We start from the raw sequence: 26,825 nt of genomic DNA on the forward strand, positions 1-26,825 counted from the left end.
CAAGTTAATCTTGGATAAACTATGAACGACGATTTTGAGAAAGATTTCAATCTTGGGGGGAGTGTAGAGCGAGCTTTGTCTGGCAACTACGAGCTTAAAGCTGGGGCTGTTTTCAATGAAGCTTGGCGAGCAACCATCCAGCACTTTTTATCCTTTTCTCCCGCTATTATTGTATTGCTTTTTGTCCAGTTAGGTATTTTCTATATCGCGTTACAACTACAGTTGGGTGATCTGACCGTTATTCTTGATGCATTTGAGAATCCAGAATCATTCACTAACGATATTGTGTCTTCTATTTATGTCGCGAACTTTAGTTATGAGGTGATCAGCGCCCCAATTTATGCAGGGATCAGCTTGATGGCCATGAGCCATATCGCGGGCCTAAAGACTAAGTTGCGCCATGTAGGCAAAGGGCTGCAGTTTACTATTCCCGTGATCCTAGCAACGCTGATGAGCCTAATGCTGCAAGGCGTAGTTGGTATGATCTTCCCTCTACTGTCCCTGTATCTTTCTTTAGCGTTTAGTCACTCTATCTTGTTGATTTGTGAAAAAAGAGTGCCACCAATGCAGGCGCTATTGTTATCACTTCGCGCTATTAACAAGAAGATTTTTGTCGTCGCAGGGCTTTACTTAGGCGTGATGTTGATGTTTATTATCGCTGCGATGTTCTACGGTATTGGCTTGATTTTTGTGTTGCCATTCTTCTTTCATTTGAAAGGCATACTCTACCGCGAAATGTTTGGAATTAAGCTCAAGATCGTTGCAACACAGAAAAACGACAATGATCACGTTGGTAACTCACAGGTGTTTGATGCCTAATTCTTTAAAATCAATAAGTTTACGAGTGGCGGCTACCTGTATAGCCGCCACTTTCATTTCTATTGGACCGTATTTACACTACGAGCAACAGTTTAAATATGTTGAGAATCCTGATGTGCTGTCCGGGACAATTAAGCATGTCGATTTGTCTCATTTGCCACACATTGGTGATATCCCTGACTTCAACGCAATAAAAGACACTAAAGAGAAAAAAGCGGCGTTTTTTGATTTCTTAAGGCCTAAAATAGCACTTGAGAATCAACGAATTCGTCATGAACGAGCGTTTCTTACTTCTTTAAAGGTGGGACAAATCACTCAAGAGCAAGAAGAGTACGCTCAGCGACTAGCGGCTCTGTATTCTTTGCCTTTGAGCGACAACAAAGTCGATCACGCGTGGTTGGGAGAAATGCTTGTGCGAGTGAATGTCTTACCAGAAGCGCTGGTTCTAACTCAAGCAGCAAATGAATCTGCGTGGGGCACTTCTCGTTTTGCCACTCAAGCGAACAACTTGTTCGGCCAATGGTGTTATAAAAAGGGTTGTGGAATTGTTCCTGCGCAACGTGGCGCAGGCAAAGCTCATGAAGTTGAAAAATTCGATTCTGTACAGCAGTCGGTTCATGGCTACTTTATGAATGTTAATCGAAACCCAGCGTATGCTGAACTGCGTGAAATCAGAGCTTCTCTAGCCGAAAAGAACAAAGACCTGTTATCGGTCGCAACGGCGTCAGAGTTAACTCATGGATTGCTAGCATATTCTGAACGTGGCATTGCTTATGTACACGATCTTCGCGCTATGATTCGTCATAATAACGCCTACTGGACACAATAAAATAACGGATAAAATGAAAAAGTTAAGCCTAAGTCTATTGGGAAGTGCGGCGCTAATTCTTGTATCGCCAATAACCCAAGCTCAAGAGTACATGTTCACATACTCAAAGTTATACACCCAACTCAAAAACAACAATAAAGAAGGGCATGACGACGTGAAAGTTGGCGTCTTCTTTGTGGACGCAAAAACTAAGCAAATTTGTACAATAGAAAAAGCTTGGATGGAAAAAGAAGAGCACTATGAAGAGTTTGTTATCCCTGCTTCACAAGAGTTGCCTCTGCCAGTCGATAAAAACTTAAAGTCAGCGAATCCGTTGGTTTTTGTCGATACTCCAAAAGATACTCGCTGCGATTACTCACTTGTCGTGATGACCAAAGAACCATTACAGGGTAACGTTTCTTACGAGCAACTTAAGCCTCTTCTACCTCAAATGCAGACGATGTTGGAAGATTTAGGCGGTATGTTTGCGGGTTGGTTTACACCTGAAGTTCAAGGTGTGACGATGGAGTTTGCAAATCAACTGAATGATAAAGTGATTTTCTCAAACGGAACCGAAAAGCCAATTGTCAATGGCAAGATACAAGTCGCACTAAGTGAAATAGGGCAAGGTGGCACAATGACACTGCCAGAACCGACGATGCGAGTGCTACCTTATCTGCCTAACGCAAAGAAGTGAACACTGAGAGTTTAGAAAGGGCTGCAATTGCGGCTCTTTTTTCATTTGTGACGGTAACTAAGCTACCTTTCGTGTCCTTTTCTTAATGTCTCAATAAGACAAGCATTTAATCCTGCGTAAAAAGCTCGTATAATCCACGCCCCAAAGAAACCCATGTTAGGAAGTCCTAGTCGATTTATCGGCGATGTGAGAGCCCGCAATGAACCAAATAGATACAAGAAAAGAAACCCTAGAATTCAACAAGCTTCAGAAACGCCTGAGAAGACATGTTGGAAATGCCATTACTGATTACAACATGATCGAAGAAGGCGATGTTGTGATGGCATGTATTAGCGGTGGTAAAGATTCATTCGCGATGCTTGATATCCTGCTGAATCTTCAAAAAGCCGCACCGATCAAATTTGAAGTGGTTGCGGTAAACCTAGACCAAAAACAACCGGGCTTCCCTGAGCACATTCTGCCAGAGTATTTCGAAACACTGAATATCCCTTACTATATTGTCGATAAGGACACTTATTCAGTCGTCAAAGAGAAGGTACCAGAAGGCAAAACCACTTGTGGTCTGTGTTCGCGCCTGCGACGTGGTACGCTGTATTCATTTGCAGAGAAGATTGGTGCAACTAAGCTTGCGCTAGGTCATCACATGGATGACATCGTCGAAACAATGTTCTTGAATATGTTCCACGGCTCTCGCCTTAAAGCGATGCCACCAAAACTGCGCTCTGATGATGGTCGTAACGTGGTCATTCGTCCATTAACTTACTGTCGTGAAAAAGACCTGATCAAATACGCTGAGCACAAGGATTTCCCAATTATTCCGTGTAACCTTTGTGGCTCTCAAGAGAACCTTCAGCGTCAATCTATAAAAGCAATGTTGATTGAATGGGATAAGAAGACGCCAGGGCGTGTGGAAGCGATTTTTAAATCAATTCAAAACGTAAGCCCAAGCCAACTAGCAGACCGCGAATTGTTCGACTTTGTTAACTTACCGCTAGATCGTGAAGGTAACCGCGAAGAGTATGAATTTAATGAGGCTGTCGTTTCTTCGACGAATATTGATGAATCAATGTTCATCGATGTTACGAACATCTAACTCGTAAAAAGGAGGTCAATTAGACCTCCTTTTTTGTATTCAACGCTTTAACTGTCCCCAAACAAAAATCCCCCTTTATTAGGGGGATCTATTAGCGTCTGTTTGAAAGCGCTCAATATAGCAATGCTAAAGAGAGATTAGGTTGCTGTGTTTGGATCAAGAGGACTAATGTAGCCTTTTGGTTTTAGAGCCAATACATCGCAATTTATTTTATCGATCACGTGCTCAGCTGTATTACCAATAAAGACAGCAGAAAGCCCGGTTCGCCCTGTGGTGCCTAAAATAACCATTGCAGCATTCAAGCGCTCTGCTGCTGCTGGAATGACATCTTCAGGTAAGCCTTGCTCAACAATCGTTTGCTCTTCATCAAGGCCGTGTTTTTGGCGTAATGCTTTCATCGCAGTTAAGTGATGACCTCGAACGGCATCGGTATAAGTCGTTGGATCAAACTCAGGAAGTTCAATGGTAATGTTCGCCGGTGTAACGGGATACGCATTAACAAGGTATGGTTTGGCATCCAGTCGGGTGGTGACTTCTTTTAGTCGCTCGACCATGGCATCGTTGAGATCAATATGAGTTGGATTTTCAGAGCCTACGTGCACCGAGGCAAGAATGCTTGCTTGTTCTGGCCAATCTGCATTTTTAATCAGAAGTACTGGGATAGGGCATTTACGTAACAAGTGCCAATCGGTCGGAGTGAAAATCACAGATTCTAACACGTCGTGCTTACGTGTGCCTTTAATGACTAGGTCATGGCTGCCTGCATAGACCTCAGCGATAATTGCTTCGTAAGGACGGTTGTGCCAGACAACACATACATCAAAGTCGAAGCCATCGTTTAGATAAGGTTGAGCAATTTTACGCATCCACTGCTCACGTTGATGGATAACACCTCGACGCATAGCATCTCTTTCATCCACTGATAGCATTGACGTCATGTCATAAGAGAAATCGTAAATGGATAAAAAGAAAGTGATTCGGCTTCTAGATACACTTTTTTGAGCTAATTGAACAGCTCTTGCAAGTGCGGGCTGCTCATCATTATTGATGTCAGCTACAACAAGGATCTTACTGTATATACTCATAACTAAGCCCACTTCTATTGCAAAACCAGATACTGAATATAAATTAAATCAGTATTTTGGAGTACTCACCGTACATTTTTACTGTAGCTTAGTTTGGGTAACTTTTTGAGGACTTTCGAAAGGAATTTATGAGAAATATGATGTAGCTCATTTTCGAGCTACATCAATAATTGGGGTGTATTATTCTTTAGTTACACCAGCAAGTTCCATCAATGCATCGTGGTCTAAGATAGTGATATATTTACCTTTTACACTTAGGATCTCGGATTTCTGGAAACGACCTAACAAGCGACTGATTGTTTCCACTGTAAGACCAAGATAGTTACCAATATCACCACGAGTCATCGTTAAACGAAACTCTCTAGGGCTGAAGCCACGTTGAGAAAAACGAGTTGATAGGTTGTATAGGAAAGCCGCTAGACGTTCTTCTGCATTCTTTTTAGAAAGAAGCAAAATCATTTCCTGATCACCTTTAATTTCGTTACTCATCAAACGCATAATTTGCTGGCGAAGCTTAGGCATTTTACCTGATAGGTCGTCTAAAATTTCGTATGGGATTTCACATACCATCGACGTTTCAAGCGCTTGAGCAAAGCTAGGGTGGGAGTCACCTGTAATGGCATCGAAACCAACTAGGTCTCCGGCCAAGTGAAACGCTGTGATTTGCTCATCACCTTGCTCTGTGATCGTATAGCTCTTGATGGTACCAGAGCGGATAGCGTACAGAGATTTTAGCTCGTCACCAGCCTTAAAAAGCTCTTGTCCTTTTTGGATAGGCTTCTTACGTTCGATGATTTGGTCAAGCTGATCAAGTTCTGCCTCATTCAGAGTGAACGGGATACACAGCTGACTAATGCTACAATCTTGGCAATGAATGGCGCAACCGCCTGATTGGATACGCTTTGTTGCAGGTTTTTCAGAAATCATAACAACCTTTCACTATTTGATATACATCAATATTTTAGCATCGCTTAATCCTAAAGGGTAGCAAAAATGTCACCTCAATAGAGTTTAACGTTATATGAAACCGAGTAACTCTAAAGCTCCTACAGCAGTGTACGAACCATATCCAATAAGGATTAATGCTGAAATATTTCTAAATATTAACGATTTTTGTAATTTCTGAAAATGGTTGGCACCATATCCAATAATAAGCATTGCCGGAAGTGTTCCGAGGCCAAACGCGAGCATAATAAGACCACCGTTTATTGCGCTGCCTGAAACCGCCGACCAAGTTAGCGCAGAATAAACCAAGCCGCATGGTAACCAGCCCCAAATGAAGCCAAATGGTAAAGCATGAAGAGGGTGCTTTAATGGCAACAAACGCTTACCAGCAGGTGAGATAAAGCGCCAAATGTGCTGTCCTAACTTTTCTATTAACAGTAAACCTTGCCACCATCTAGCAATATAAAGCGCAACCAGAATCATGAACAGTGCGGCAATCAGCCTTAACCAAGCAAGAGAATGCGTTAATCCACTTAGCTCAGATAAACCTGATATTGCTCCGCCTACTAATGCACCGATTACGGCATAGCTGCTCAATCGCCCTAGGTTGTAGAAGAGTGGAATAAGGGGTGAGCTTTTACTTGTAGAAGAGCCCATGGTAAGCAGAGACGCGATACCACCACACATTCCCATGCAATGACCGGCCCCGACGAGGCCGATCATCAAAGCACCAATAAAGTCAGGAGTCATAAAGGTTGCTATTTTTTATCACTATTAGATTTGTCTTCTTCATCAAGAAGAATGTTATGTCCTTGTCGTTCTAGATCTTCAAACTGATCACTTCTTACTGCCCAAAGAAAAACGGCAACAGCAACACAAACGAGAACGATAGCGATGGGAATCAATATATAAAGACTTTCCATGTTTGCTTTCTCTACTTATTTCTCTTTGAGCAGGCGCAAAGAGTTAGATACAACGATAATTGAGCTTGCAGACATGCCAACTACTGCAATGTAGGGAGCCACTAAACCAGCGACAGCTAAAGGCAAAATTAACAGGTTGTAACCCAAAGACCAAGCCAAGTTTTCTCGAATAATTTTTCTTGTACGCAGTGCAAGCAAACGTGCCTCTAGTAGCTTTTCGAGATTATCCCCAAGTAACGTCATATCAGCAGAAGCTTTAGCGACATCCGTACCACCGCCCATTGCAACAGAAAGATGAGCTCCGGCGAGAGTAGGTGCGTCATTGATGCCATCGCCAACCATCATTGTGATACTGTCTTCATCAAGACTCTTAAGGTACGCGAGTTTGTCTTCTGGTTTTGCTGACGCAAGGACGTGATCGATACCAATTTCATTCGCTACAGGTCGAGCGTTTGAGAGAGAGTCACCTGTTAGCAGCGTTGTCTTAATTCCAGCGTCAGCAAAACGTTGAATAAAGGCTTTGCTTTCTTTTCGGATAGGGTCGCGGTAGTAAAAGCTAGCGACATGCTCGCCATCAACTGAAAGATAGACCGCGTGGCTTTCATCGCTTTCCTTGCCTTGAACAAACGCAGCACTGCCTATCTTAACGATTTTACCATTCCAGATCCCCTCAATCCCTGAACCAATCACGTTTTGCACTTCACACACAACAAAGTCATCATTGGCGTAACTTGCAAAAGAGCGAGCGATAGGATGGTTTGCATGAGCTTCTAATGCCGCGGCTAGAGAGAGACAATCTTCTTTTGGAAGATCACTCAACACTTTTGTATCACAGATCTCAATATCGCCTTTCGTCAGAGTACCTGTTTTATCTACAACTAAGTGGTTGATCTTACATAGCGTCTCGAACACATGACCTTTACGAAGCAAAATGCCAAAGTTTCCCATACGAGAGGTAGCACAAGTTAGAGCAGTTGGTGTCGCAAGAGATAGGGCGCATGGACAGGTGGCTACCAATACGGATAGCATGATCCAAAACGCATCATCTGGTTTTGTTTGATGCCAGTACAACCAAGTACCAGCAGAAATAATAAGAATCGCTCCAACAAAGTAACGAGCAACAACGTCTGCAATTTCTGCGATTTTAGGTTTGGAGTGTTGAGCTTCATCTTGTAAACGCACGATATTGGAAATCATTGAGTCAGCTTTGGAACTCATGACCTCTAGCTCAAATGACTCATCACCGTTTAATGTTCCTGCATAAACCGCATCGCCTTCTCGTTTCACCACGTGGACGGATTCACCCGTTAGCATGGATTCATCAATATGAATACGACCCGAAATAACTTTGCCGTCAGCTGGGATATGTTCACCAGGAAGGACGCGAATACGATCTCCAACTTTAAGAGTTTTCACTGGTATTTGCTCGCCATCCAACGTTGTGGCGATCGCTGGGATTAACTTTAATAGGTTACCACTCGCCGCAGCAGCTTTGCGACGTGCTCGCATCTCTAAAAATCGTCCAACCAATAGGAAGAAAGTGAACATTGAAATCGATTCGAAGAAGACTTCGCCCTGTTCTGTAACGGTTGCTATTAAGCTGGCCACATAGGCAAAAATAAGTGCAATCGAGACAGGCACATCCATACCGAGGGTTCGGCCTTTGATGCTTCGCCACGCATTTAAGTAAAACGGAAGAGCAGAGTAGAGTAGGACTGGCGTAGCAAAGATCAAACTTACCCAACGAAAGTAATTTTTAAACTCCGGCTCTAGGTCACCAAAAACTTCTAGATACAATGCGACGGCTAGCATCATAACTTGCATGGTAGCTAAACCAGCAATACCTAATCTGTATAAGTATTGCTTCATCATTCGATGATAAGAGGCCTCTTGCTTATCAGCTTCAAATGGTGCGGCTTTATAACCCAGTTTATGAATGACAGATAGGAGTTCACTTAATCGCACCTGAGTTTTATCCCAGGCCAGTAACGCGCGGTTAGTGGTTGTATTCACGCGGATAGACACTAACCCAGCCGTATTAGAGACTTGCTTTTCGATTAACCACGCACAAGCTGCACATGAAACGCCCTCTAAAGAAAGAGTTACTTCAGAGACATTTTCACGATTTCGCACAAATTCTGATTGTACATCTTCATTATCATAATGAATTAAAGCTTGGAGTTGCTCTGGTACTAAATCTGCTTTTTCCGCAGGCGCAGTTCTATATTGATAGTAGGATACTAAGCCGCTGTCTACGATGGTTTGAGCAACCGTCTCGCAGCCAGGACAACACATCTTGCGGGATTCACCGAGTATATCAACTTTAAAATCCGTGTTGGCTGGTACATCTTCACCACAGTGATAACAGGATTCACACATATGCTTACTTCATTAACGGTGTTGACGAGGCAGGAAATTCAACTTTACCTTGGATCATCCATTGTTGGTCATGTGGTTGTAGTTCGATAAACCAAGGACCTTGAATAGATTCTTCTGCCGTTAGGCGGTAATTACCAGATGCATCCGCCGTTACGAGCTTTGTAAAGTCACGATCAGGAAGAGTACGATGAGTGAAAGTGGCCGTTAGAGCAGGGTAATGAGATAGCTTCCCTTTAGCGAAAACAATCACAACATTGTTATTTTTAGAGGAAATCTCAGCGTTAAGACTTAGGTCACGAGCGACATTCATTTTACTAATGTCGATGTTAATGCCTTTGCCTTTTTTATAGTAATCCTCGGCGACTAAAGAAACAGAGTTGTTCGAGAAAACGACCACAGTAATCACAGTCCAAACTACGACAGTAAGAGGAAGGATGATTAGGAACCACGGCCAAAATTGTTTATACCAAGGCTTTACCATAAAAAAGTTCTCAACAGCTAAATGAAAAAATGTAAGGCGTTAAATTTAAAGGAAAGACAGCCCCTATGAAAGGGGCTGTTATTGCTATGTTACTTAATATCTCAGTTACTTACTCTCTGAGTTACTTAAGCTCCAGACATAAGAGGCAACGAGCTGAACTTTATCTTCACCCAAAATGTCTTTCCACGCGGGCATTACACCTGAGCGGCCGTTCATTACGGTTTCGGTTACAGCTGCACGAGAGTCGCCAAATAGCCAATCTTGGTCTGTAAGATCAGGTGCACCGACTGCAGGGTTACCCTTACCATCAGTACCGTGACAAGCTGCACACACGACGAAACGTGCTTTACCTGCCGCTGCTTCACGAGCATTCACTTTACGACCAGATAGGCTAAGTGTGTAGCTTACAACTTCTTGCACACCTTGCTCACCAAGCGCATCTTTCCATGCTGGCATTTGACCAATACGGCCATGCATGATGGTTGTTACGATTGCAGCTGGTTCACCGCCGTATAGCCATGCATCATCAGTTAGGTTAGGGAAACCTTTCTGACCACGAGCATCAGAGCCGTGACATTGAGAACAGTTTTGCAAAAACAAACGTTGGCCAACTTTTAATGCTTCAGGATCTTGCGCAATTTCAGGAATTGGGCGTAGACCACTGTCATTGTGCGCGAGTTTACGGAATGCTTCGCCGAAGTAAGCGTCGGCATCATCCAGTTCTTTTGCATATTGGTTTAGTTGCTTGTTCTCTTGTGCTGCAGCGATGGCTTCTTTTGACTCTTCTAGTGAGCGAACGGTTTGAGCCGAACTCTGCCAATTTAAAAAGCCCTTGAAGCTACCTAGACCTGGGAATAGGGCAAGGTAAACTGCTGCGAACACAAATGTGCTTACAAACAGGTAAGTCCACCACTTTGGTAGAGGGTTGTTTAGCTCGCGAATACCATCGTACTCGTGGCCCATGTCTTCCCCTTCCTCGACGCCCATTTTATCTTTAGCGCACCAAGTCAGGAGAATCGCACAGCCTACCAGCGTACCGACAGTAATCACGATAATCCAGAGACTCCAGAATGTAGTCATTACTTCTTCACTCCTTGGTTATTTGGGGTCGTTTGTTCTTCGTCAGCAAACACCAAGTTGGCATCTTCTTCAAAGCGTGCTTTACGCTTTTTACTAAATGCCCACCATACGATGCCGATAAAACTAGCGAAGAGTACAACGGTATAAATACTATGAATTGTACCGAAATCCATATGATCCCCTTACTTCATTGCATGACCAAGAGACTGAAGGTAAGCGATGATTGCATCCATCTCTGTTTTACCTTCTACTTCTTTAGCCGAATTCGCGATCTCTTCATCAGTGTATGGAACACCGAACTGATCACGAAATAGCTCAAGTTTCTTCTGAGTTAGCTTACCGTCTAAAACGTTTTCAGCTAGCCACGGGAAACCTGGCATGTTTGACTCAGGCACAAGCTCACGAGGATCTAGTAGGTGAACGCGGTGCCATTCATCAGAATAACGACCACCAACACGAGCTAAATCCGGACCTGTACGCTTAGAGCCCCAAAGGAATGGGTGTTCCCAAACACTCTCACCGGCGACAGAGTAGTGACCGTAACGTTCAGTCTCTGAGCGGAAAGGGCGAACCATCTGGCTGTGACAAACGTTACAACCTTCACGGATGTAGATGTCACGACCTTCCATCTCCAGAGGAGTGTAAGCACGCAGATTCTCTACAGGTTCAGTCGTTTGCTTTTGGAAAATCAGAGGAGTGATCTCTACAAGAGCACCCCAGCTGATAGCAAACACGATAAAAATAGCCAACAAACCGACATTACGTTCTAAGATTTCGTGGCGATTATTAGAATTATTACTCATTCTTAAATCTCCTTATGCCGGATGTGGGATAGCTTTTAGGCTTTCTTTTGGTGCACTTACCGTTTTGTACGTGTTGTATGCCATTAGGAACATACCAGATAGGAAGATAAATCCACCTAAGAAACGTACAAAGTAGAACGGATAAGACGCTTCTACAGACTCAACAAAGCTGTAAGTTAGCGTACCGTCAGAGTTAACCGCGCGCCACATCAGACCTTGCATTACACCAGAGATCCACATCGCAACGATGTAAAGAACGGTACCGATTGTCGCTAGCCAGAAATGCACATTCACTAGACCGACCGAGTACATACGCTCTTGGCCAAATAGACGAGGTACTAAGTGATATACAGAGCCGATAGAAACCATCGCAACCCAACCTAACGCACCAGAGTGAACGTGACCAATGGTCCAGTCTGTGTAGTGAGAAAGTGCGTTAACTGTCTTAATCGACATCATTGGACCTTCAAAGGTAGACATACCGTAGAATGACAAAGAAACGATTAGGAAACGTAGGATAGGGTCATAACGAAGCTTATGCCATGCACCAGATAACGTCATAATACCGTTGATCATACCACCCCAAGAAGGAGCAAATAGAACCAGCGACATCACCATACCTAGAGACTGAGTCCAGTCCGGTAGCGCTGTATAGTGAAGGTGGTGAGGGCCTGCCCAAATATATAGAGAAATAAGCGCCCAGAAGTGAACGATAGATAGACGGTAAGAATAAACAGGACGTTCAGCTTGTTTAGGAACGAAGTAGTACATCATGCCTAGGAAACCAGCGGTGAGTAGGAAACCTACCGCATTGTGTCCATACCACCACTGAACCATCGCATCCACTGCGCCTGAGTAAATCGAGTAAGATTTACCAAGTGACACAGGAATAGCCATGCTGTTCACGATGTGAAGTACTGCTACTGTGATAATAAAGGCACCGAAGAACCAGTTTGCCACATAAATATGTGACGTGTTTCGCTTCACCAGTGTGCCGAAGAACACCACCGCATATGATACCCATACTAGCGCAATTGCGATATCAATAGGCCATTCTAGCTCAGCATACTCTTTACCCGATGTTAAACCGAGAGGCAAAGTAATGGCTGCTGCCAGGATGATTGCTTGCCAACCCCAAAAGGTGAAGGCAACGAGTGGGCCACCAAAAAGACGTGTTTGACATGTGCGCTGTACAACATAATAAGACGTTGCGAACAGAGCACTTGTACCAAACGCAAAAATTACCGCATTAGTATGCAGTGGACGTAAGCGACTGTACGTCAACCACGGCGTATCAAAGTTTAGCTGTGGCCAAACTAATTGAGCGGCAATCAAAACACCAACAGCCATACCAACTATGCCCCATAAAATGGTCACAAGGGTAAATTGGCGAACGACTGTATAGTTGTAGTTTTGTTCAAGCTGCTTTACTTGGCTCATTTGCATGCTTCCAATTTCTAATTAACTACACTTTTACTTCCAACACGACTTGCGTCGTAACACCACCCAAGTAAACTCTAGAATTCAAGTGTTATCATCACCTTATTTCCATTGCTGACTTTAATAAAAAGTGGCATTTTCAGCGTGACACTATACTTGAATTAACAATTCAATGACAGGGTAGTAACCTTACTGGCCCCCTGGAAATCATTTTTTATTTAAAAAGTTTGAAGTTTGTAACAAGGATATTAGTAATTATGCCTGCACAAAAGTTAACAAAGGCGCGACTTGCACAAATCTTAATCATGCTCAGTGTGTTAATAGGCGCATTTTTCTGGCGTACCTTTACACACGAGAGCGTTACTAGCATTGACTGTTCACAAAAAGAACGATGCGATGTAACAATTGAAGGTGAAATAATCACAATTAATCGTGACTCAACGGGAATTTCGCTCGAAACGATAAAAAGTAGCACTCTAAAAATTGATCCAAATCAATCTGGCGAATTTATCAATCTCGATCGAGAGCATAAGAAAATAGAATGGGACACAATGCCTGAATCAAAAAAAATCACCTTTAAAAAAGGCGAAAACATTGTTGTAGTTCAATTATAAATACGATCTGTCACGAGATAATCGCAACTTCTTAATGAAATTTTCACCTTCTTACCTAGAGAAAATTGGTTGGAATGGTATAACAGCAGAGTGATACCCAATTATAAAATCGTATGCATTGCCAATCAGTTTTTACTCATATTAAAGATGAAGACTCAGCGATAGAAACGCTTAGGTCCGAACTGACACAACAGAACTTGTCTTACGTGATGTGCTACTACACGGAAGAGTACGACTTCGAGTTAATTCGAGAAGCGTTTCTTGAGCATTTTCCCGGTGTGCCTTTTCATGGAGCTAGTTCATGCCAAGCAGTAATGACAGACCAGGGGTTTCATACGGGCCCAGTGATTGCGGCGCTCGCAATTTATGATTCAGGCCCTCATGCTTATGGCACTGGTATTTCTAACCATGACCTAGGTGACAGTGTAACAAGAGCCTTAAATATGGCTCTTGAGAACGCTAACCGCGTAGGAGAAGTGCCAAACTTAATACTGCTTCATGCAACTCCAGGGCAAGAGGAATCAATCATTGCATCTATAGATGAAAGGTTTGGTACGCTGATCCCAATTATTGGTGGTTCAGCCGCTGATAATCATATCGCGGGAAAATGGTCTGTTATTACCGCCCAAGGATCTCAAACTGCAGGTTTAAGTCTGACATTATTTTACTCCTCACAGCCTGTTGATATTGCTTTTAGTGCTGGGCACACTCCAACCAATATCAAAGGGGTTGCAACCAAAACTAACGATAGGTGCTTACTAGAAATTGATGACGAACCAGCCCTCAATGTTTATAGAAAGTGGACAAACCATCAAGATAACCAACTAGGCAAAAACAACCTGCTATTTACAAACTCGAGCGCTTATCCACTAGGGCGTGTCGCTGGCCACCTCTATGAGCGTCCATATTACAAATTGTCCCATCCAATTCGTGAGACGCGAGATGGAGGAATTGAGCTATTTACACGAATAGAAGAGGGTGATGAACTCACTTTAATGAAAGGAAGCAGAGAACACCTCGTTGCACGCGCTGCTAAAGTTGTAAATGCAGCCTTTAATCAAAAATTAGAAGAATCTCGAAAAATTGGGGTGATAAACATCTTTTGCGCAGGTCCTATGTTGCACTTAATGCAAGACATGAATAGCGTTTGTGAACAAATTAACCAAGAACTAGAACAGTTACCTTTTATTTGCCCTTTTACTTTTGGTGAGCAAGGTAGATTTATTGGTGGTGAGAATGGACATGGAAACCTGATGATTTCATCAGCGATATTCCATAAACCTTATGAAAGATAAATACTTAGACATATACCAACAGGAAGCGCTGCAAGAAGCGTTAGTCGAACTAAAACAGGCTAGGCAAAGAGAACGACTGCTCGCCGATGAGAATAAAGCTATTCTTTCAGCGATATCCGCGATGAGTGAAGCAAAAAACCGGAACGAGATATTTACGGGATTAAATAATGTACTTAAAAAGTACATCAACTTTGATGATTTTATCGTTCTAACTCGTGATGATGAAAGGTACCCCTTCAAAACATTGATATCGACAAATAGTGTATTTGATAATATATCTTGGTTACACGGTAACGCATCTGAGAGGGCGCTGAATGGCGAATGTATTCTGCTGTTCGAACCAGATAGGCTTGCTGAATTTATTAACCTAAACAGCTTTATAAAAAGCCATGTAAACTCGGTCGTCCTAACGGGCATACGCTCAGAGGTAACACAAACAGTCATCTTACTCATTGGTGCTAAGAAAGGGCACTTTAGCATAGAAAATAAGGAAACCTTAAGACGCTTTCGACCTTTAATAGAGAGAGCTGTCATCGATATTGAGACCAAAGAGAAGTTACAACGTATTGTTGAAGTGCGGACAACTCAGCTTGCTAAAGCAAGAGAAGAAGCAGAGCTTGCAAATCGCTCAAAGTCAGAATTCTTAGCGATGATGAGTCATGAAATTAGAACCCCTCTAAATTCCGTCCTTGGAATGCTCGATATTCTGAAACAATCCACCTTATCAGAAGAGCAAATCGATGCCCTGAGCCAAATGGAATGCTCAGCGGAGTTACTTCTCGCGATTATCAGCGACATTCTTGACCTCTCAAAAATTGAATCAGGTCGCTTTCAACTCAATGAACAGTGGGTTAATTTAAGAGACACTGTCACTTTTGTTATCTCTCAACAAAAACAAATAGCTAAGAAGAAGAGCCTTCAATTTAAACTCAATTGCATGGTAACTACCGACAAACAGTTTTGGATTGACTCTACGCGATTATCTCAAATCCTGTTTAATCTTATTGGGAATGCAATAAAGTTTACTGATGAAGGAGAAGTAAAAGTTTCAGTATCTGAGCAAGACTCCGAGCTTGTAATTTCAATATCAGACACCGGAATTGGTATATCTAAAGCCAAGCAAGAACATCTATTTACGGCATTTCATCAAGGTGATCGTTCCATCACGAGACGCTTTGGTGGCACAGGACTAGGGCTAGCAATAACCAAGCATTTAGTTGAAATGATGCACGGCAAGATTATCGTTAAAAGTGACGAGCATATCGGCTCAACATTTACTATTAAGATTCCCGTTTTAACTCGTTGCAATCAAAATCGTCCAGTTAAAATAGAAAACAACCAACCAATAAAAGCGATGGATCTTCTCGTAGTCGAAGATACCGAGTCGAATCAGTTTGTAATAAAGCTTATTTTAAATAAGCTTGGTCATAATGTTCATATCGCAAGTCATGGAGCAGAAGCATTAACGTTCTTAGAGGAAAATGAGGATTTAATCGACCTGATTCTTATGGATGTCTCGATGCCAGTGATGGATGGGATTACCGCAACAAGGATTATCCGAGATAAAGGTTTCAAGGCTCCAATCATCGCATTAACCGCTCATGCGTTAGAAAGTGATAGAGATAAATGCCTTGACGCAGGTATGGATGGATTCATTTCCAAACCAGTTCGAAGACAAGATATCTTTGAAGCTATACAGCCATTTCTGTAAGTAGAAAAAGCATTAATATAGATCTTAACAATCGATAGATTATTAAGATCTATATTAAGTATTTTATGGTAAATAGCCATTATGTTTAATGGTTATGCTAGAGACCTTAAATTTCAAATCCACAGGGGAATAGGAGTGCTCATTGGCAACATTTGGCGTACGAGCACCATATTTAACATAACACATATAATGCGCACTGATATAGGGGTTCCTGTGGACTTGCAATCACTAAGGCCAATCCAGCACAAGCCATTGAAATGCTTGATAATCCAAGTCCGTTAAACTTTTTTGCAATTCCTTCCCATACTGCTTTTATCTGCGGATTATCATTGCGAGATGATTGGTTTATGACTCACCTAGCCTGCATTCCCAACCAATTACACGAGAGCCACTTCATTTTCATCTAGTTCATCGAGTCTGAAAGCTTTGCGCTCTTGCTGTCCGGTGCTTCTAATCAACATTGCAATCACGAACCTGTGGCTATATGAAGCCGAATATACTTTTCTGGATATTTATAACGATAGCGTTTTCCTTTCCTTAAGTTGGATTTCACATACCGACAAACTTTTTTGTCACCACTACTGGTTACTCTTTTTATTACTGCTTTTTTACCTTTGTGTTCCATCTCTATCATGACATCGCAATAACCTTGGTAGTCATCAAATTTATTGTCCGCTTTCCTTTGAATCTTAGTTTTAATCTTTTTAGCCAATGGGTTCGTTTCCGAGTCGTCAGACAAAGCTGGAGTGCTTACGAAGAGTAAGAACATTAAAGTTACAACGTATCGCATAATTTAAGCCCGTTTATCTTATTGATTAATCAATGATAAATAATTTTTCTATAGATACGAAAATGGGACGCTATATTGCGTCCCATTTAACACGATTAAGTAACTGATATGTAATTAAGCTCGCTTCTTGCCTTTGCTCGCTTTGAAACCTTGATGCGGAAAAACGTTGCGAATCCGCTGCTGGATTTTTTTGGGAACGTCCTTGGAAAAGCTCAAACGCATGCCAGTTCGTTGGCTATATACCTTCATTTCACCACTAAAAGGATCATGTTCACTAATATCTTGTAAGTTATGTTTGAAAGAAGGTGGTAGATGCCCTTTTACGTTACTGATATGGCCGTTATCAAACTTTACTTTTAGCACTGGTCTATCAACTGCGATCAACCAAAAGATTACGATGGCAGCAATTAAGATTACATATAACATTTGGCACTCCCTATCCTAGCTAGATAGCAATTTACTCAAATCCTCTTTGATCGAGGTAACTTTTTGACTCGCTTTTTCACTTCTCGATGCTTCAGAAAGTAGATATTCAATTGCGTCAGATAATGTACAACCGAGCTCGTTTGCTCTGCTAGAAAGCTTTTCCCAAACTCGATAATCTAAGTCAATGGACTTTTTCTTTGTATGGACTTGCTCTGCATTGAAATGACGCTTCCTTTTCGCTCGGATAGCCTGCTTGAGTTTGTTGTCCAACTCTTCTGACATGTGGTTTTCTATCCAAGCTAATACAAGCGTAGGTTCGTGTTCAAGACGTTTTAGCTCTGCAACCGCGGCATCTGCTTCACTTGTATCAATATGTCGGGTAATCGCTTCACCATCTTTCCATTTCTTGATGAGATACTTCCATTTCCACCCACACTCTAGATTCTCAAGCTGCTGATATTTCATTTATTCCGACCCATAAACATAACCTAGTGACAGCGTAACCCAGATAATTTACTTGGGCAAATAAAACTCTTAGAAGTATCGATGTTGATCACTCATTTGTCTAAGTATTGTTCATTGAGTGTTGAATGCCGTGAGCGAACCAAATTGGTGCTAGGGTGTTATAGTCCATTTCGTTATAATGTCGGCAAGATTGAATTACGATGAATTTTAATGAACCAACTTAATTGGCAAGACGTAACACCTTCACTTGAGCAGTACGAAGCACTTTTAAAGTCTGCACCTTCATTACCAAAGAAGTCTTTTACTGATCTTCAACCGAGGATGTCGGCAACGATATCTCGCTTTTCCAAAATGTCGGGATTGACACGCGTGCTACTCATTAACTGCGTCGATAATTCTGTCTATAGAGATTTCATCAGTAAAGCTCTTCAGAGTCATTCTAACGCTGCGATTGTTTTGTCGGAATCACTTGATGCCAAACGTTTATTTGACCGTTACAGTGTTGATGTAAGTGGTGATATTGCCTTCCAACCAGGCTTGATTTCACAAGCTGACGACGGTTATTTGATTGTACCTGCTAATCTCATTCTGGCTAACCCGGGACTTTGGCCGAATATAAAGTCTGCAATTCAACAAAACCTTATCGAGCCACTGAACCTAAGCCCTACTCGCTTACCTACTTCAGTACCGCCATCTAAAGCTTATGATGTAAAACTGATTGTAACTGGGGAAAGAAGTCAGTTAGCAGAGCTAGAATATATCGACGAGGACTTTTGTTCAGGCTTTGCCATGTATACCGAAGTTGAAGAAGATATTCATTTGTCAGAGCAGAATTTGACAGATTACTTTGGTTTGGTGAACTGGATATGTTCTCAATATCAGCTGCCTCACTTAACGGAAAGTGGCTTTAGAAGACTGTTGCTAGCTGGTATGAGATTTACTGAAGATCAACATTATTTGCCGTTAGGTGTAATGTGGCATTCTCAACTTCTAACACTTGCTAGCCAGTTCAGTGATGGCCAAACATTAGATTACGAGTCATTAGATAAAGCGATTGACGACAAGTATTATCGCGAATCCTATCTTCCTCAGCGTGCCGTGTACGATATTTTAGATGGACAAGTCATTATTGAGACAACTGGGGAACAAGTTGGTCAAATCAATGGCCTAACCGTCATCGATATGGCTGGACACCCTGTCAGCTATGGTGAGCCTGCCAGAATATCGTGTGTAATTCACTTTGGTGATGGCGATGTTTCCGATGTTGAGCGCAAAGCTGAGCTTGGAGGCAATCTACATGCGAAAGGCATGATGATTATGCAAGCTTTCTTAAGCTCTGCTCTAAAACTGGATGAACCACTACCTTACTCTGCCTCGATTGTATTTGAACAGTCTTATAGTGAAGTTGACGGTGACAGCGCATCTCTCGCAGAACTTTGTTGCTTGGTGAGTGCGTTATCTGAATCTCCAATTAATCAACAAGTTGCGGTTACAGGAGCCGTCGATCAGTTTGGTCGAGTGCAAGCAGTCGGTGGCTTGAACGAGAAAATTGAAGGTTTTTATCAGGTTTGTAAACATCAGGGTTTTACGGGAAATCAAGGCGTTGTCATGCCGAAATCAAACCTTAAACACCTTGCATTACATAAAGATGTAATAGAAAGCATTAAAAATGGTGAGTTCCATATTTGGTCCGTCTCTACGGTAGATGAAGCTATTCCGATTGTTATGAATAAACCTTTTAGAGGCGAAGACGAGAGCATTATTGGCAAAATAGCGGAACGTATTGAAAACTTTGAAAGACATGAGCATCCAGAAGGAATTGTGCAGCGCATCAAAAACTGGTTTGTCTAGTACTGATCGGAGTTGTTTAGCGTACACGTGTTCACTAAGATGCAGCTATCAAAAATTGGAGTAATTGATAATGCAAAACAAACGTGATTCTTATAACCGTGACGATCTACTTGCTTCTAGCCAAGGGGAACTGTTTGGGCCTGGTTACCCTCAGCTTCCTGCGCCAAACATGCTAATGATGGATCGTATTACTAAAATGTCTGAGACAGAGGGCGATTTTGGTAAAGGTTTGATCTTGGCGGAATTGGATATTACTCCAGATTTGTGGTTCTTTGATTGCCACTTCCCTGGTGATCCAGTAATGCCTGGCTGCCTTGGCCTTGACGCGATGTGGCAACTTGTTGGCTTCTTCCTTGGCTGGGTTGGCGGTAAAGGTAAAGGTCGCGCTCTAGGTGTTGGTGAAGTGAAGTTTACAGGCCAAATCCTACCGACGGCGAAAAAAGTAACCTACGAAATCCATATGAAACGCGTCGTAAATCGTAAACTAGTAATGGGTTTGGCTGACGGTCGTGTATGCGTAGATGGCAAAGAAATCTACGTTGCGAAAGATTTGAAAGTTGGTTTGTTCCAAGACACTTCAAACTTCTAATCACGACTTTAATCGATTTATAAAGGCTCCTATTTAGGGGCCTTTTTGTTTGCCTAGTCTATAAATGTAGAAAAGGCTCCGTAGAGCCCTTTCGAATCCTTCTTTTTGTATGTGGAGAGTTTATTTGTAGAGACCAGATTGTCTTTCATCTCTGGCATCACGCCAACCACCTAACCAATACGACCGAGCATCAACTTGTTGATATGGGCAAGCCTCTTGAGACCTTCCATTCAACCCAGCTTTATAGCCTTGAGATTGAGCTCGTTCTAGGCGATCACGCTTTTGTCTCTTCATAGTTAATTCCTCATACAGGTCCATTTACTAACGTACAGCTGTTATTGTGAAACTTTGATGGAGTTTTTATGACTCCACTTATAAGAATCGATCAAGTTGAGTGATTTCTCAAGGCATAAAAAAAGCAGAGGCTCAAATGTGTGAGCCTCTGCTTGATTTAAAAATTACTGACGATTTTTGACTATTTTCTACGGAACCCAAACAATCCAAGCATGGTCAAAGCTAACCAACCAAGGCCTGCACCTTGACGCTCTGTTGTCGTTGAGTCAACGCTTCGAGACACAATGTCCTTCTCAGTCGCACCTGCAATAGGCACCAATTTTACAGCTACGATTTGTTCATCAGAACTACATGTCGCATTGTTTGCTGTTGTACTGTAACCGCCAGCACATTTCATCGCGGTACCAGAAATCACACCTGCATCGTTGATATCGGTTGCGTCAATGATACGGAACTGGTTGTTTTGTTCAGAGTAGTCACCGCCATTAGTCAAACTATCTAGGAACCAAGCTTTTCCATTAAATAGTGTTGAAGCACGTTCACTAGTCTCACCACCTACGCTATATGGGTAGATAAAACCGCGCTTACGACGTGGCTTACCATCGTCTTCACGCGTCGTTTCCGCATCGAGTTGTCCGACAATTTCATTGTAAGAGTTGATCCCGCCCATCTTACCGCCCGCACCGCTGAAGAAAATTCCGGTACTTGGGTAAAAAGCGTTAATAGAATCCTTACGAACATCATCTACGATAAAGAGACGATTTGGAGCAGAGCCCGTTGGCATTAAGTATCCGCCTGAACGTTTTGCTTCACCAATAGCAACAAAATTTGAGTTAACATCGGTTAATCGTGAGTTTGTATGAACCGTATCATCGCCCTCACGCTGTCTCGCTCCTACAACAACTTTGTTTTTCCAAGTTGCGTTTTCAACGCTACCTTCTGCCTCTAGGGTTCCGACAAAAACAGTAGCATTCAGATAGTTATCATCACTGTATGTGTTGTAACCCACGCCGTAAACCGTTGTTCCATCTGTGACAAGGTCACGCATGCTTCCTTGAGCCAGTCTTTCTCCATCTTTAGATGTGCCACTTGGCCAAGCCAATTCACTGACGGTTCCACTTTGATCCCAAATAGCTGCTTTCGATGTGTGGTGAGCGCCATTGGTATTGCTTGCTGTTCGAGATACACTACCAACGGTAAAAGTGCCATCGGTTTTCCAAGCGTGGCTTTGCACAACGCTTGCGTCGTTATCACCTGTAACAAAATTTGGTTCAATAGGTGCTACGACTGTATTTCTTGTTTCCAGTGTCGACTGGTTTTCACTGCTGACTTTACTTTGATTACCGATAGCTGCACCATCTTCGGTGAGCTGATTGATAACATTGTTATATTCATTTTTATAAGCAGCAGAATCGCCTTCTACAAATGCTAACGCATTAGAAGTAAAGTCTTTACTACGCTCTTTGTTCCATGGGGTCCAGTTTACAGAAGCCCAAGAGTCACAAGTAGAATAGCGAAGCTGGTTATAACAGTAACGTTCAAAATCTTTGAGTTCTTGGATGTAATAAAAGCCTGCGTCCAATCCAAATGGAATTTCCTCACGATAGCTATTTCCATCCACGGCTTGTGTCGCTGAAATAGGTGTTGTGCGAGTTTCCATCGCAAGCTTAAACTTTTCCGGCGTACAGTTTGCCGCAGAATCAAAACAGCCTAAAGCGAAAGGTGAATCTGTTGAAGGATCTGTACCTGCATCGCCCTGTTGAATTGCAACCCCGTAAGCCGTTTGGTAGTCACCGTTTGAACCATGATCCTGAGGTGAAACCTCAACCACTTGATACAATGCCGCCTGTGCGTTCATTGTGGTACCAACCATCATTGCAATGGCGGTCAATTTGAATTTATTACTACAATTCATTGAATTCTTAACTATCCTGTTGCATTGCTTCGAGTTCTTCCCATCTCTCGAATGCGATTTCCAACTCCTGCTCTAGTGCAGCAAGCTGTTCCAATACCGGCTGAGTTTGCTCTACAGGTTTAGCAAAGAACTCTGGATCGTTCACTTGCTCCTGAAGGCCCTCGATATCCGACTCTAATTGTTCTAGTTTAGCTGGTAGAGCTTCTAATTCTCTTTGCAGCTTATACGATAACTTCTTCGAGTTGTTCTTAGGTTGAGTTGTTTTGGGAGTTTCCTCAACCACTTTCTCTTTTTTCGCTGGCTTTTCAACCGCTTGACGAACCGCCAATACCTGTTCACGCTGCTGTCTTGCATCGTGATAACCACCAACAAACTCTTCAATCACTCCGTTCCCTTCGAAGATCCAGCTTGTGGTAACGGTATTATCAACAAACTCTCGGTCGTGGCTAACTAAAAGCAACGTGCCCTGATAGTTGGCAAGCATTTCTTCTAAAAGTTCCAACGTTTCGATATCCAAATCGTTGGTTGGTTCATCAAGAATAAGTAAGTTGTTTGGTTTCAACAAGATACGAGCTAGCAGTAATCGGTTTTTCTCACCACCAGAGAGCGCCTTAACCGGGGTTCTTGCGCGCTTAGGTGCAAATAAGAAGTCTTGAAGATAACTCAGCGCATGACGCTGACGTCCCCCAACCATTACTTCTTGTTTCCCATCCGCTAAGTTATCGATCACTGTCTTTTCTGGATCCAAAATCTCTCGGTACTGATCAAAGTACGCGACTTCTAATTTTGTTCCGCAGTGTAAACGACCAGACTGCGCTTCCAATTGCCCTAATAGCAATTTAAGTACCGTACTCTTACCGCAGCCATTTGGTCCGATAAGTGCAATACGGTCACCGCGCATAATGTTAAAGCTAAAGTTGTCGACGATTGTCTTGCCTTCGTAAGCAAAAGATATGTTTTCTGCTTCAAATACAATTTTCCCTGAACGTGAAGCATCATCGATATTAAGGTTAACTTTGCCTTGGACATCCCGGCGATCGCGACGCTCTTCACGAAGTTTCTTCAATGCGCGTACACGACCTTCATTTCGAGTTCGGCGTGCTTTAATGCCCTGCCGAATCCAAACTTCCTCTTGAGCAAGCTTTTTGTCGAATTCAGCATTCTGCATTTCTTCAACGCGGAGCATCTCTTCTTTTTCTTCTAGGTAGTTGTCGTAATCACCAGGGAAAGAAGCTAATTGCCCGCGATCTAAATCAACAATGCGTGTTGCCATTGATTTGATGAACGCACGGTCGTGAGAAATAAAGATGATCGAGCCTTTGAAGTCTTTTAAGAAGTTCTCTAACCATTCGATAGTTGTTACATCAAGATGGTTTGTTGGCTCATCAAGAAGTAATACATCAGGGTCACAAACCAGCGCGCGAGCTAAAGCGGCTTTACGTTGCCAACCACCGGATAAATCGGTCAGTTTAGTTTCTGGACTTAGTTTTAAAGCACCAAGTACGTTCTTAACACGGTCATCAAAACGCCAAGCATTAGAATGGTCAAGCTGCTCTTGAACCTTGGCTAAACGGTTGATGTTTTTCTCACTCGGGTCTTGAGCAACAAGATCGAGAAGATCGTGATAGATCTTCAGTTGTTCGCCGATTTCAGCCAAACCGCCAGATACGTATTCGTAAACCGTACCCTCTTGATTACGCGGTGGATCTTGTTCAAGTCGAGAAACAACGACGTCTTGAGTGATTTGAATCTTGCCGTCGTCCAACAAAATGTCGCCGGCAAGCACTTTCATTAACGTGGACTTACCTGCTCCGTTGCGACCCACTAAACAAACGCGTTCGTTTTCTTGAAGAGCGAACTCCGCTTTGTCCAGTAATGGGTGGTCACCAAATGCAAGTTGTGCGTTATGAATGGTAAGTAATGCCATTATTATCCAACCAATGTGTGAGTTGTTCTAAGTCAAACGGCCAGTTCAACTCAGAATCTTGATACTTTAATACGGGTATTGTGACGCCGTAACGAGAAAACAGTGCATCATCGAACGCAATATCAATGATATCTGTTTGCTCGGCCAAACCAATTTGGTCTACTAGAGCAAATGCCATCTCACAAAGATGGCATCCCTCCGTGCTATACAATATCAGCACGTATTAATCCTTTTGTTTATACTACGCGTGCGTTACTAGCCAACAGTTATGAATCTGTTTATTACGCGCAAAATCTAATGGTAACGTTTGAGAAGAAATATTCTGAGCCTTCAAACCAAGTTCAGCCAGCGACTCTTCATCCATCTTGAAGTGGCGCTTGTTATTCGAGAATACGATAGTGCCTTCACTTCTTAGTAAACGTTTAAGATTCTTCATCAGTTTAATGTGGTCACGTTGTACATCGAATGATGTTTCCATACGCTTAGAGTTAGAGAATGTAGGTGGATCAATAAAGATCAAGTCGTACTCACCTTTCGCGTTTTCTAGCCATTGCAAGCAGTCTGCTTGTTCATAGCGATGCTGACGTCCTACACAGCCGTTAAGCTGCATATTGTCTTTCGCCCAGTTCAAGTAGGTATTTGACATATCAATAGTCGTTGTGGAACGAGCGCCACCAACCGCTGCGTGAACCGTCGCACTCCCAGTATATGCAAACAAGTTTAAGAAATCTTTACCTTGCGCCATTTCACCTAAGCGACGACGAGTGATCTTATGATCCAAGAACAAGCCAGTGTCTAGATAGTCATGAAGGTTTACGATCAGCTTCACACCGTACTCGTTTACTTCAAGCGTCTCTGATACCTGACCTAATTTTTGGTATTGGCTGCGACCCTTCTGCTTTTCACGAACTTTAAGTACAACTTTGTTCGCCTCTACACCTGTCACCTGAATCGTTGCACGAATGATATCCGTTAGGCGACGTTTTGCTTTTTCTTCTGGAATGTTTTTTGGCGCAGCATACTCTTGAATTACGATTTGATCGCCGTATACGTCTATCGCCACATTGTATTCAGGAAGATCAGCGTCATAGATTCGGTAGCAATCTAATTTCTCTTTACGAGCCCACTTGCCAATCTTGCCAATATTTTTCTTTAAACGGTTTGAAAAGTCTGGTGCGATTTGAACATTAGTATCAGCCCCCTTCACTTCATCAGCACTGCGCTCTGCAATACTGTAGTTCTTTTGGTGACAAGGTAACGCACCATTATTCAATTTAAACTGTTTATCAGCACGCATACGAAGACAGCTCAGCAGCTCGTCTGAACTCGAGAAGATAGAGGCTTTGCATCCACCAAACTCAGATTTTAGCTGTCCACCAAATGCGGTGTAGAGAGCAATTAGCCCCGGCTCAGTTCCTAGACGTTCACCGTAAGGTGGGTTTGAAACGATAACACCGTGTTCGAATCCTGCAGGACGAGTAATGGTTGCAGCATCACCTTGTGCGAACTCAATCAATTCTTCAACGCCTGCTCTGCGCGCGTTTTCTTGAGCAACTTTTAATACTTTAGGGTCGTTATCGAAGCCAAAAAACTTAGCGTCAACTTTCTTGACACCTCGTCTAGCTTGAACATTAGCCTCTGATTTAATCTCTGCCCAAGTCTCTGGTTCAAAGTCTTCCAACACTTCGAAACCCCATTGCTTTCGCTTAACGCCAGGAGCCATGTTGGCAGCCATCATCGCAGCTTCAATAAGCAAAGTACCAGAACCGCACATTGGATCGAGTAATGGTTGATGCCCATCCCAGCCACAACGCATGATAATCGCAGAAGCAAGCGTTTCACGTAACGGGGCACGACCCGATTCTGGTCGGTAGCCACGCTGATGCAAACCACTGCCTACCATATCGATCCCAAGCAACGCTTTATCTTTATGCAAACGAACGTGAATACGAACATCTGGGCGTTCTTTACTGATGTTGGGACGCGGCAAACCTTTATTTTCAAAGCAATCTACGATGCCATCTTTGACTTTCATCGCACCGTATTGGCTATTTCTGATCTCACGGTTTGTGCCGTTAAAGTCCACAACAAAACGTTTAGAGCTATGAAATTGGTTAACCCAGTTAATAGCAGATGTAGATAAATACAAGTCCATGTCGTTGTTACACGTGAACTCAGATAAAACACGTACAAATCGAGACGCTAAACGGCTCCACAAACAACAGCGATAAACCTGTTCGTTTGTCGCTTTAAATTTTACGCCTGCCTGTACTGGTTTCGCATTTTCAATGCCTAGTTTAGTCAGTTCTTCAACAAGCAAATTTTCCATGCCATTTGAAGTTACCGCGAGATATTGATTCATAGTGTTCTTTCGCTGATAAAAAATGGCTTCAAT

At 42.7% G+C, this 26,825-nt stretch carries 27 protein-coding genes and 1 pseudogene; 9 read left to right on the forward strand and 19 right to left on the reverse strand.

What is annotated here, in order from left to right; all coding sequences use genetic code 11:
• The first annotated feature begins 21 nt into the window (after nucleotides 1-21).
• The 4 genes from ACZ5ZC_RS15435 (at nucleotide 22) to ttcA (ending at nucleotide 3,417) form a co-directional block, all read left to right on the forward strand.
• Nucleotides 22-819, forward strand: a complete 798-nt coding sequence (locus ACZ5ZC_RS15435) for a DUF2189 domain-containing protein (protein ID WP_464932075.1) — start codon at nucleotides 22-24, stop codon at nucleotides 817-819.
• Nucleotides 812-1,648 carry a glucosaminidase domain-containing protein gene (locus tag ACZ5ZC_RS15440; protein WP_031780554.1) on the forward strand — a complete coding sequence of 279 codons (837 nt, stop codon included), beginning with the start codon at nucleotides 812-814 and terminating at the stop codon, nucleotides 1,646-1,648. Before ACZ5ZC_RS15435 ends, ACZ5ZC_RS15440 begins: the two co-directional genes overlap by 8 nt.
• A 13-nt stretch (nucleotides 1,649-1,661) precedes the next feature.
• The gene (locus ACZ5ZC_RS15445; RefSeq protein ID WP_005396478.1) at nucleotides 1,662-2,324 is read left to right on the forward strand and encodes a DUF2987 domain-containing protein; all 663 of its coding nucleotides are present in this window, start codon (nucleotides 1,662-1,664) and stop codon (nucleotides 2,322-2,324) included.
• 199 nt (nucleotides 2,325-2,523) lie between these two features.
• Complete coding sequence (gene ttcA / locus ACZ5ZC_RS15450; protein WP_005377502.1) at nucleotides 2,524-3,417, forward strand: tRNA 2-thiocytidine(32) synthetase TtcA; 894 nt, start codon at nucleotides 2,524-2,526, stop codon at nucleotides 3,415-3,417.
• Nucleotides 3,418-3,554: 137 nt separating this feature from the next.
• Here ttcA and uspE read toward each other — a convergent pair whose 3' ends face one another.
• From uspE to ccoN, 10 genes are all read right to left on the reverse strand, one after another.
• On the reverse strand, nucleotides 3,555-4,502 hold the full coding sequence (uspE, locus tag ACZ5ZC_RS15455; protein WP_053807422.1) for a universal stress protein UspE: 948 nt from the start codon (nucleotides 4,500-4,502) through the stop codon (nucleotides 3,555-3,557).
• A gap of 180 nt (nucleotides 4,503-4,682) precedes the next feature.
• Entirely contained in the window at nucleotides 4,683-5,429 is a 747-nt protein-coding gene (locus ACZ5ZC_RS15460) for an FNR family transcription factor (protein ID WP_005377497.1), read from the reverse strand.
• 90 nt (nucleotides 5,430-5,519) lie between these two features.
• On the reverse strand, nucleotides 5,520-6,197 hold the full coding sequence (locus ACZ5ZC_RS15465; RefSeq protein WP_145474025.1) for a sulfite exporter TauE/SafE family protein: 678 nt from the start codon (nucleotides 6,195-6,197) through the stop codon (nucleotides 5,520-5,522).
• A gap of 8 nt (nucleotides 6,198-6,205) precedes the next feature.
• Complete coding sequence (gene ccoS / locus ACZ5ZC_RS15470; protein ID WP_012841826.1) at nucleotides 6,206-6,370, reverse strand: cbb3-type cytochrome oxidase assembly protein CcoS; 165 nt, start codon at nucleotides 6,368-6,370, stop codon at nucleotides 6,206-6,208.
• Between the two features lie 15 nt (nucleotides 6,371-6,385).
• Nucleotides 6,386-8,749 carry a heavy metal translocating P-type ATPase gene (locus ACZ5ZC_RS15475; RefSeq protein WP_464932076.1) on the reverse strand — a complete coding sequence of 788 codons (2,364 nt, stop codon included), beginning with the start codon at nucleotides 8,747-8,749 and terminating at the stop codon, nucleotides 6,386-6,388.
• Between the two features lie 4 nt (nucleotides 8,750-8,753).
• Nucleotides 8,754-9,230 carry a FixH family protein gene (locus ACZ5ZC_RS15480; RefSeq protein ID WP_464932077.1) on the reverse strand — a complete coding sequence of 159 codons (477 nt, stop codon included), beginning with the start codon at nucleotides 9,228-9,230 and terminating at the stop codon, nucleotides 8,754-8,756.
• Between the two features lie 105 nt (nucleotides 9,231-9,335).
• Nucleotides 9,336-10,310 carry a cytochrome-c oxidase, cbb3-type subunit III gene (ccoP, locus tag ACZ5ZC_RS15485; protein WP_005377487.1) on the reverse strand — a complete coding sequence of 325 codons (975 nt, stop codon included), beginning with the start codon at nucleotides 10,308-10,310 and terminating at the stop codon, nucleotides 9,336-9,338.
• Nucleotides 10,310-10,483 carry a cbb3-type cytochrome oxidase subunit 3 gene (locus ACZ5ZC_RS15490; RefSeq protein WP_005396487.1) on the reverse strand — a complete coding sequence of 58 codons (174 nt, stop codon included), beginning with the start codon at nucleotides 10,481-10,483 and terminating at the stop codon, nucleotides 10,310-10,312. The genes ccoP and ACZ5ZC_RS15490 overlap by 1 nt, the downstream gene beginning before the upstream one ends.
• Before the next feature lie 9 nt (nucleotides 10,484-10,492).
• A complete protein-coding gene (gene ccoO, locus ACZ5ZC_RS15495) occupies nucleotides 10,493-11,113 on the reverse strand; it encodes a cytochrome-c oxidase, cbb3-type subunit II (protein ID WP_005377475.1) in 621 nt (206 codons plus the stop codon).
• 12 nt (nucleotides 11,114-11,125) lie between these two features.
• Entirely contained in the window at nucleotides 11,126-12,553 is a 1,428-nt protein-coding gene (ccoN, locus tag ACZ5ZC_RS15500; RefSeq protein ID WP_005396488.1) for a cytochrome-c oxidase, cbb3-type subunit I, read from the reverse strand.
• A 257-nt stretch (nucleotides 12,554-12,810) separates the two neighbouring features.
• Here ccoN and ACZ5ZC_RS15505 point away from each other — a divergent pair, with 257 nt between their 5' ends.
• The 3 genes from ACZ5ZC_RS15505 (at nucleotide 12,811) to ACZ5ZC_RS15515 (ending at nucleotide 16,173) form a co-directional block, all read left to right on the forward strand.
• Nucleotides 12,811-13,167, forward strand: a complete 357-nt coding sequence (locus ACZ5ZC_RS15505) for a hypothetical protein (protein ID WP_041852960.1) — start codon at nucleotides 12,811-12,813, stop codon at nucleotides 13,165-13,167.
• A 113-nt stretch (nucleotides 13,168-13,280) separates the two neighbouring features.
• Nucleotides 13,281-14,462, forward strand: coding sequence for an FIST signal transduction protein (locus ACZ5ZC_RS15510; RefSeq protein ID WP_464932078.1), 1,182 nt, complete (start codon nucleotides 13,281-13,283; stop codon nucleotides 14,460-14,462).
• Nucleotides 14,452-16,173, forward strand: a complete 1,722-nt coding sequence (locus tag ACZ5ZC_RS15515) for an ATP-binding protein (RefSeq protein WP_464932079.1) — start codon at nucleotides 14,452-14,454, stop codon at nucleotides 16,171-16,173. The genes ACZ5ZC_RS15510 and ACZ5ZC_RS15515 overlap by 11 nt, the downstream gene beginning before the upstream one ends.
• A 172-nt stretch (nucleotides 16,174-16,345) precedes the next feature.
• On the opposite strand, the pseudogene ACZ5ZC_RS15520 reads toward ACZ5ZC_RS15515, so the two are convergent.
• From ACZ5ZC_RS15520 to matP, 4 genes and pseudogenes are all read right to left on the reverse strand, one after another.
• Nucleotides 16,346-16,513: pseudogene (locus tag ACZ5ZC_RS15520) on the reverse strand (DUF3693 domain-containing protein); the annotation flags it as partial.
• A gap of 126 nt (nucleotides 16,514-16,639) precedes the next feature.
• Nucleotides 16,640-16,963, reverse strand: coding sequence for a hypothetical protein (locus tag ACZ5ZC_RS15525; protein ID WP_048626405.1), 324 nt, complete (start codon nucleotides 16,961-16,963; stop codon nucleotides 16,640-16,642).
• Nucleotides 16,964-17,077: 114 nt separating this feature from the next.
• On the reverse strand, nucleotides 17,078-17,389 hold the full coding sequence (locus ACZ5ZC_RS15530; RefSeq protein ID WP_048626406.1) for a DUF3634 family protein: 312 nt from the start codon (nucleotides 17,387-17,389) through the stop codon (nucleotides 17,078-17,080).
• A 15-nt stretch (nucleotides 17,390-17,404) separates the two neighbouring features.
• Nucleotides 17,405-17,854 carry a macrodomain Ter protein MatP gene (gene matP / locus ACZ5ZC_RS15535; protein ID WP_005396497.1) on the reverse strand — a complete coding sequence of 150 codons (450 nt, stop codon included), beginning with the start codon at nucleotides 17,852-17,854 and terminating at the stop codon, nucleotides 17,405-17,407.
• Nucleotides 17,855-18,064: 210 nt separating this feature from the next.
• On the opposite strand from matP, the gene ACZ5ZC_RS15540 reads away from it, so the two are divergent.
• On the forward strand, nucleotides 18,065-19,705 hold the full coding sequence (locus tag ACZ5ZC_RS15540) for a S16 family serine protease (protein WP_464932080.1): 1,641 nt from the start codon (nucleotides 18,065-18,067) through the stop codon (nucleotides 19,703-19,705).
• 70 nt (nucleotides 19,706-19,775) lie between these two features.
• A complete protein-coding gene (gene fabA, locus ACZ5ZC_RS15545) occupies nucleotides 19,776-20,294 on the forward strand; it encodes a bifunctional 3-hydroxydecanoyl-ACP dehydratase/trans-2-decenoyl-ACP isomerase (RefSeq protein WP_005396499.1) in 519 nt (172 codons plus the stop codon).
• Between the two features lie 120 nt (nucleotides 20,295-20,414).
• Here fabA and rmf read toward each other — a convergent pair whose 3' ends face one another.
• From rmf to rlmKL, 5 genes are all read right to left on the reverse strand, one after another.
• The gene (gene rmf / locus ACZ5ZC_RS15550; RefSeq protein WP_005377453.1) at nucleotides 20,415-20,588 is read right to left on the reverse strand and encodes a ribosome modulation factor; all 174 of its coding nucleotides are present in this window, start codon (nucleotides 20,586-20,588) and stop codon (nucleotides 20,415-20,417) included.
• Nucleotides 20,589-20,769: 181 nt separating this feature from the next.
• Nucleotides 20,770-22,503, reverse strand: coding sequence for a DUF3466 family protein (locus ACZ5ZC_RS15555; protein ID WP_047010354.1), 1,734 nt, complete (start codon nucleotides 22,501-22,503; stop codon nucleotides 20,770-20,772).
• 7 nt (nucleotides 22,504-22,510) lie between these two features.
• Nucleotides 22,511-24,430, reverse strand: a complete 1,920-nt coding sequence (locus ACZ5ZC_RS15560; RefSeq protein WP_006743219.1) for an ABC transporter ATP-binding protein — start codon at nucleotides 24,428-24,430, stop codon at nucleotides 22,511-22,513.
• Nucleotides 24,408-24,650, reverse strand: coding sequence for a glutaredoxin family protein (locus tag ACZ5ZC_RS15565; RefSeq protein ID WP_074190119.1), 243 nt, complete (start codon nucleotides 24,648-24,650; stop codon nucleotides 24,408-24,410). The genes ACZ5ZC_RS15560 and ACZ5ZC_RS15565 overlap by 23 nt, the downstream gene beginning before the upstream one ends.
• Before the next feature lie 21 nt (nucleotides 24,651-24,671).
• Nucleotides 24,672-26,792: a bifunctional 23S rRNA (guanine(2069)-N(7))-methyltransferase RlmK/23S rRNA (guanine(2445)-N(2))-methyltransferase RlmL gene (gene rlmKL / locus ACZ5ZC_RS15570; protein WP_005396504.1), complete on the reverse strand. Its 2,121-nt coding sequence runs from the start codon at nucleotides 26,790-26,792 to the stop codon at nucleotides 24,672-24,674.
• Between the last annotated feature and the right edge of the window lie 33 nt (nucleotides 26,793-26,825).

Source organism: Vibrio sp. JCM 18905, from assembly GCF_055393305.1.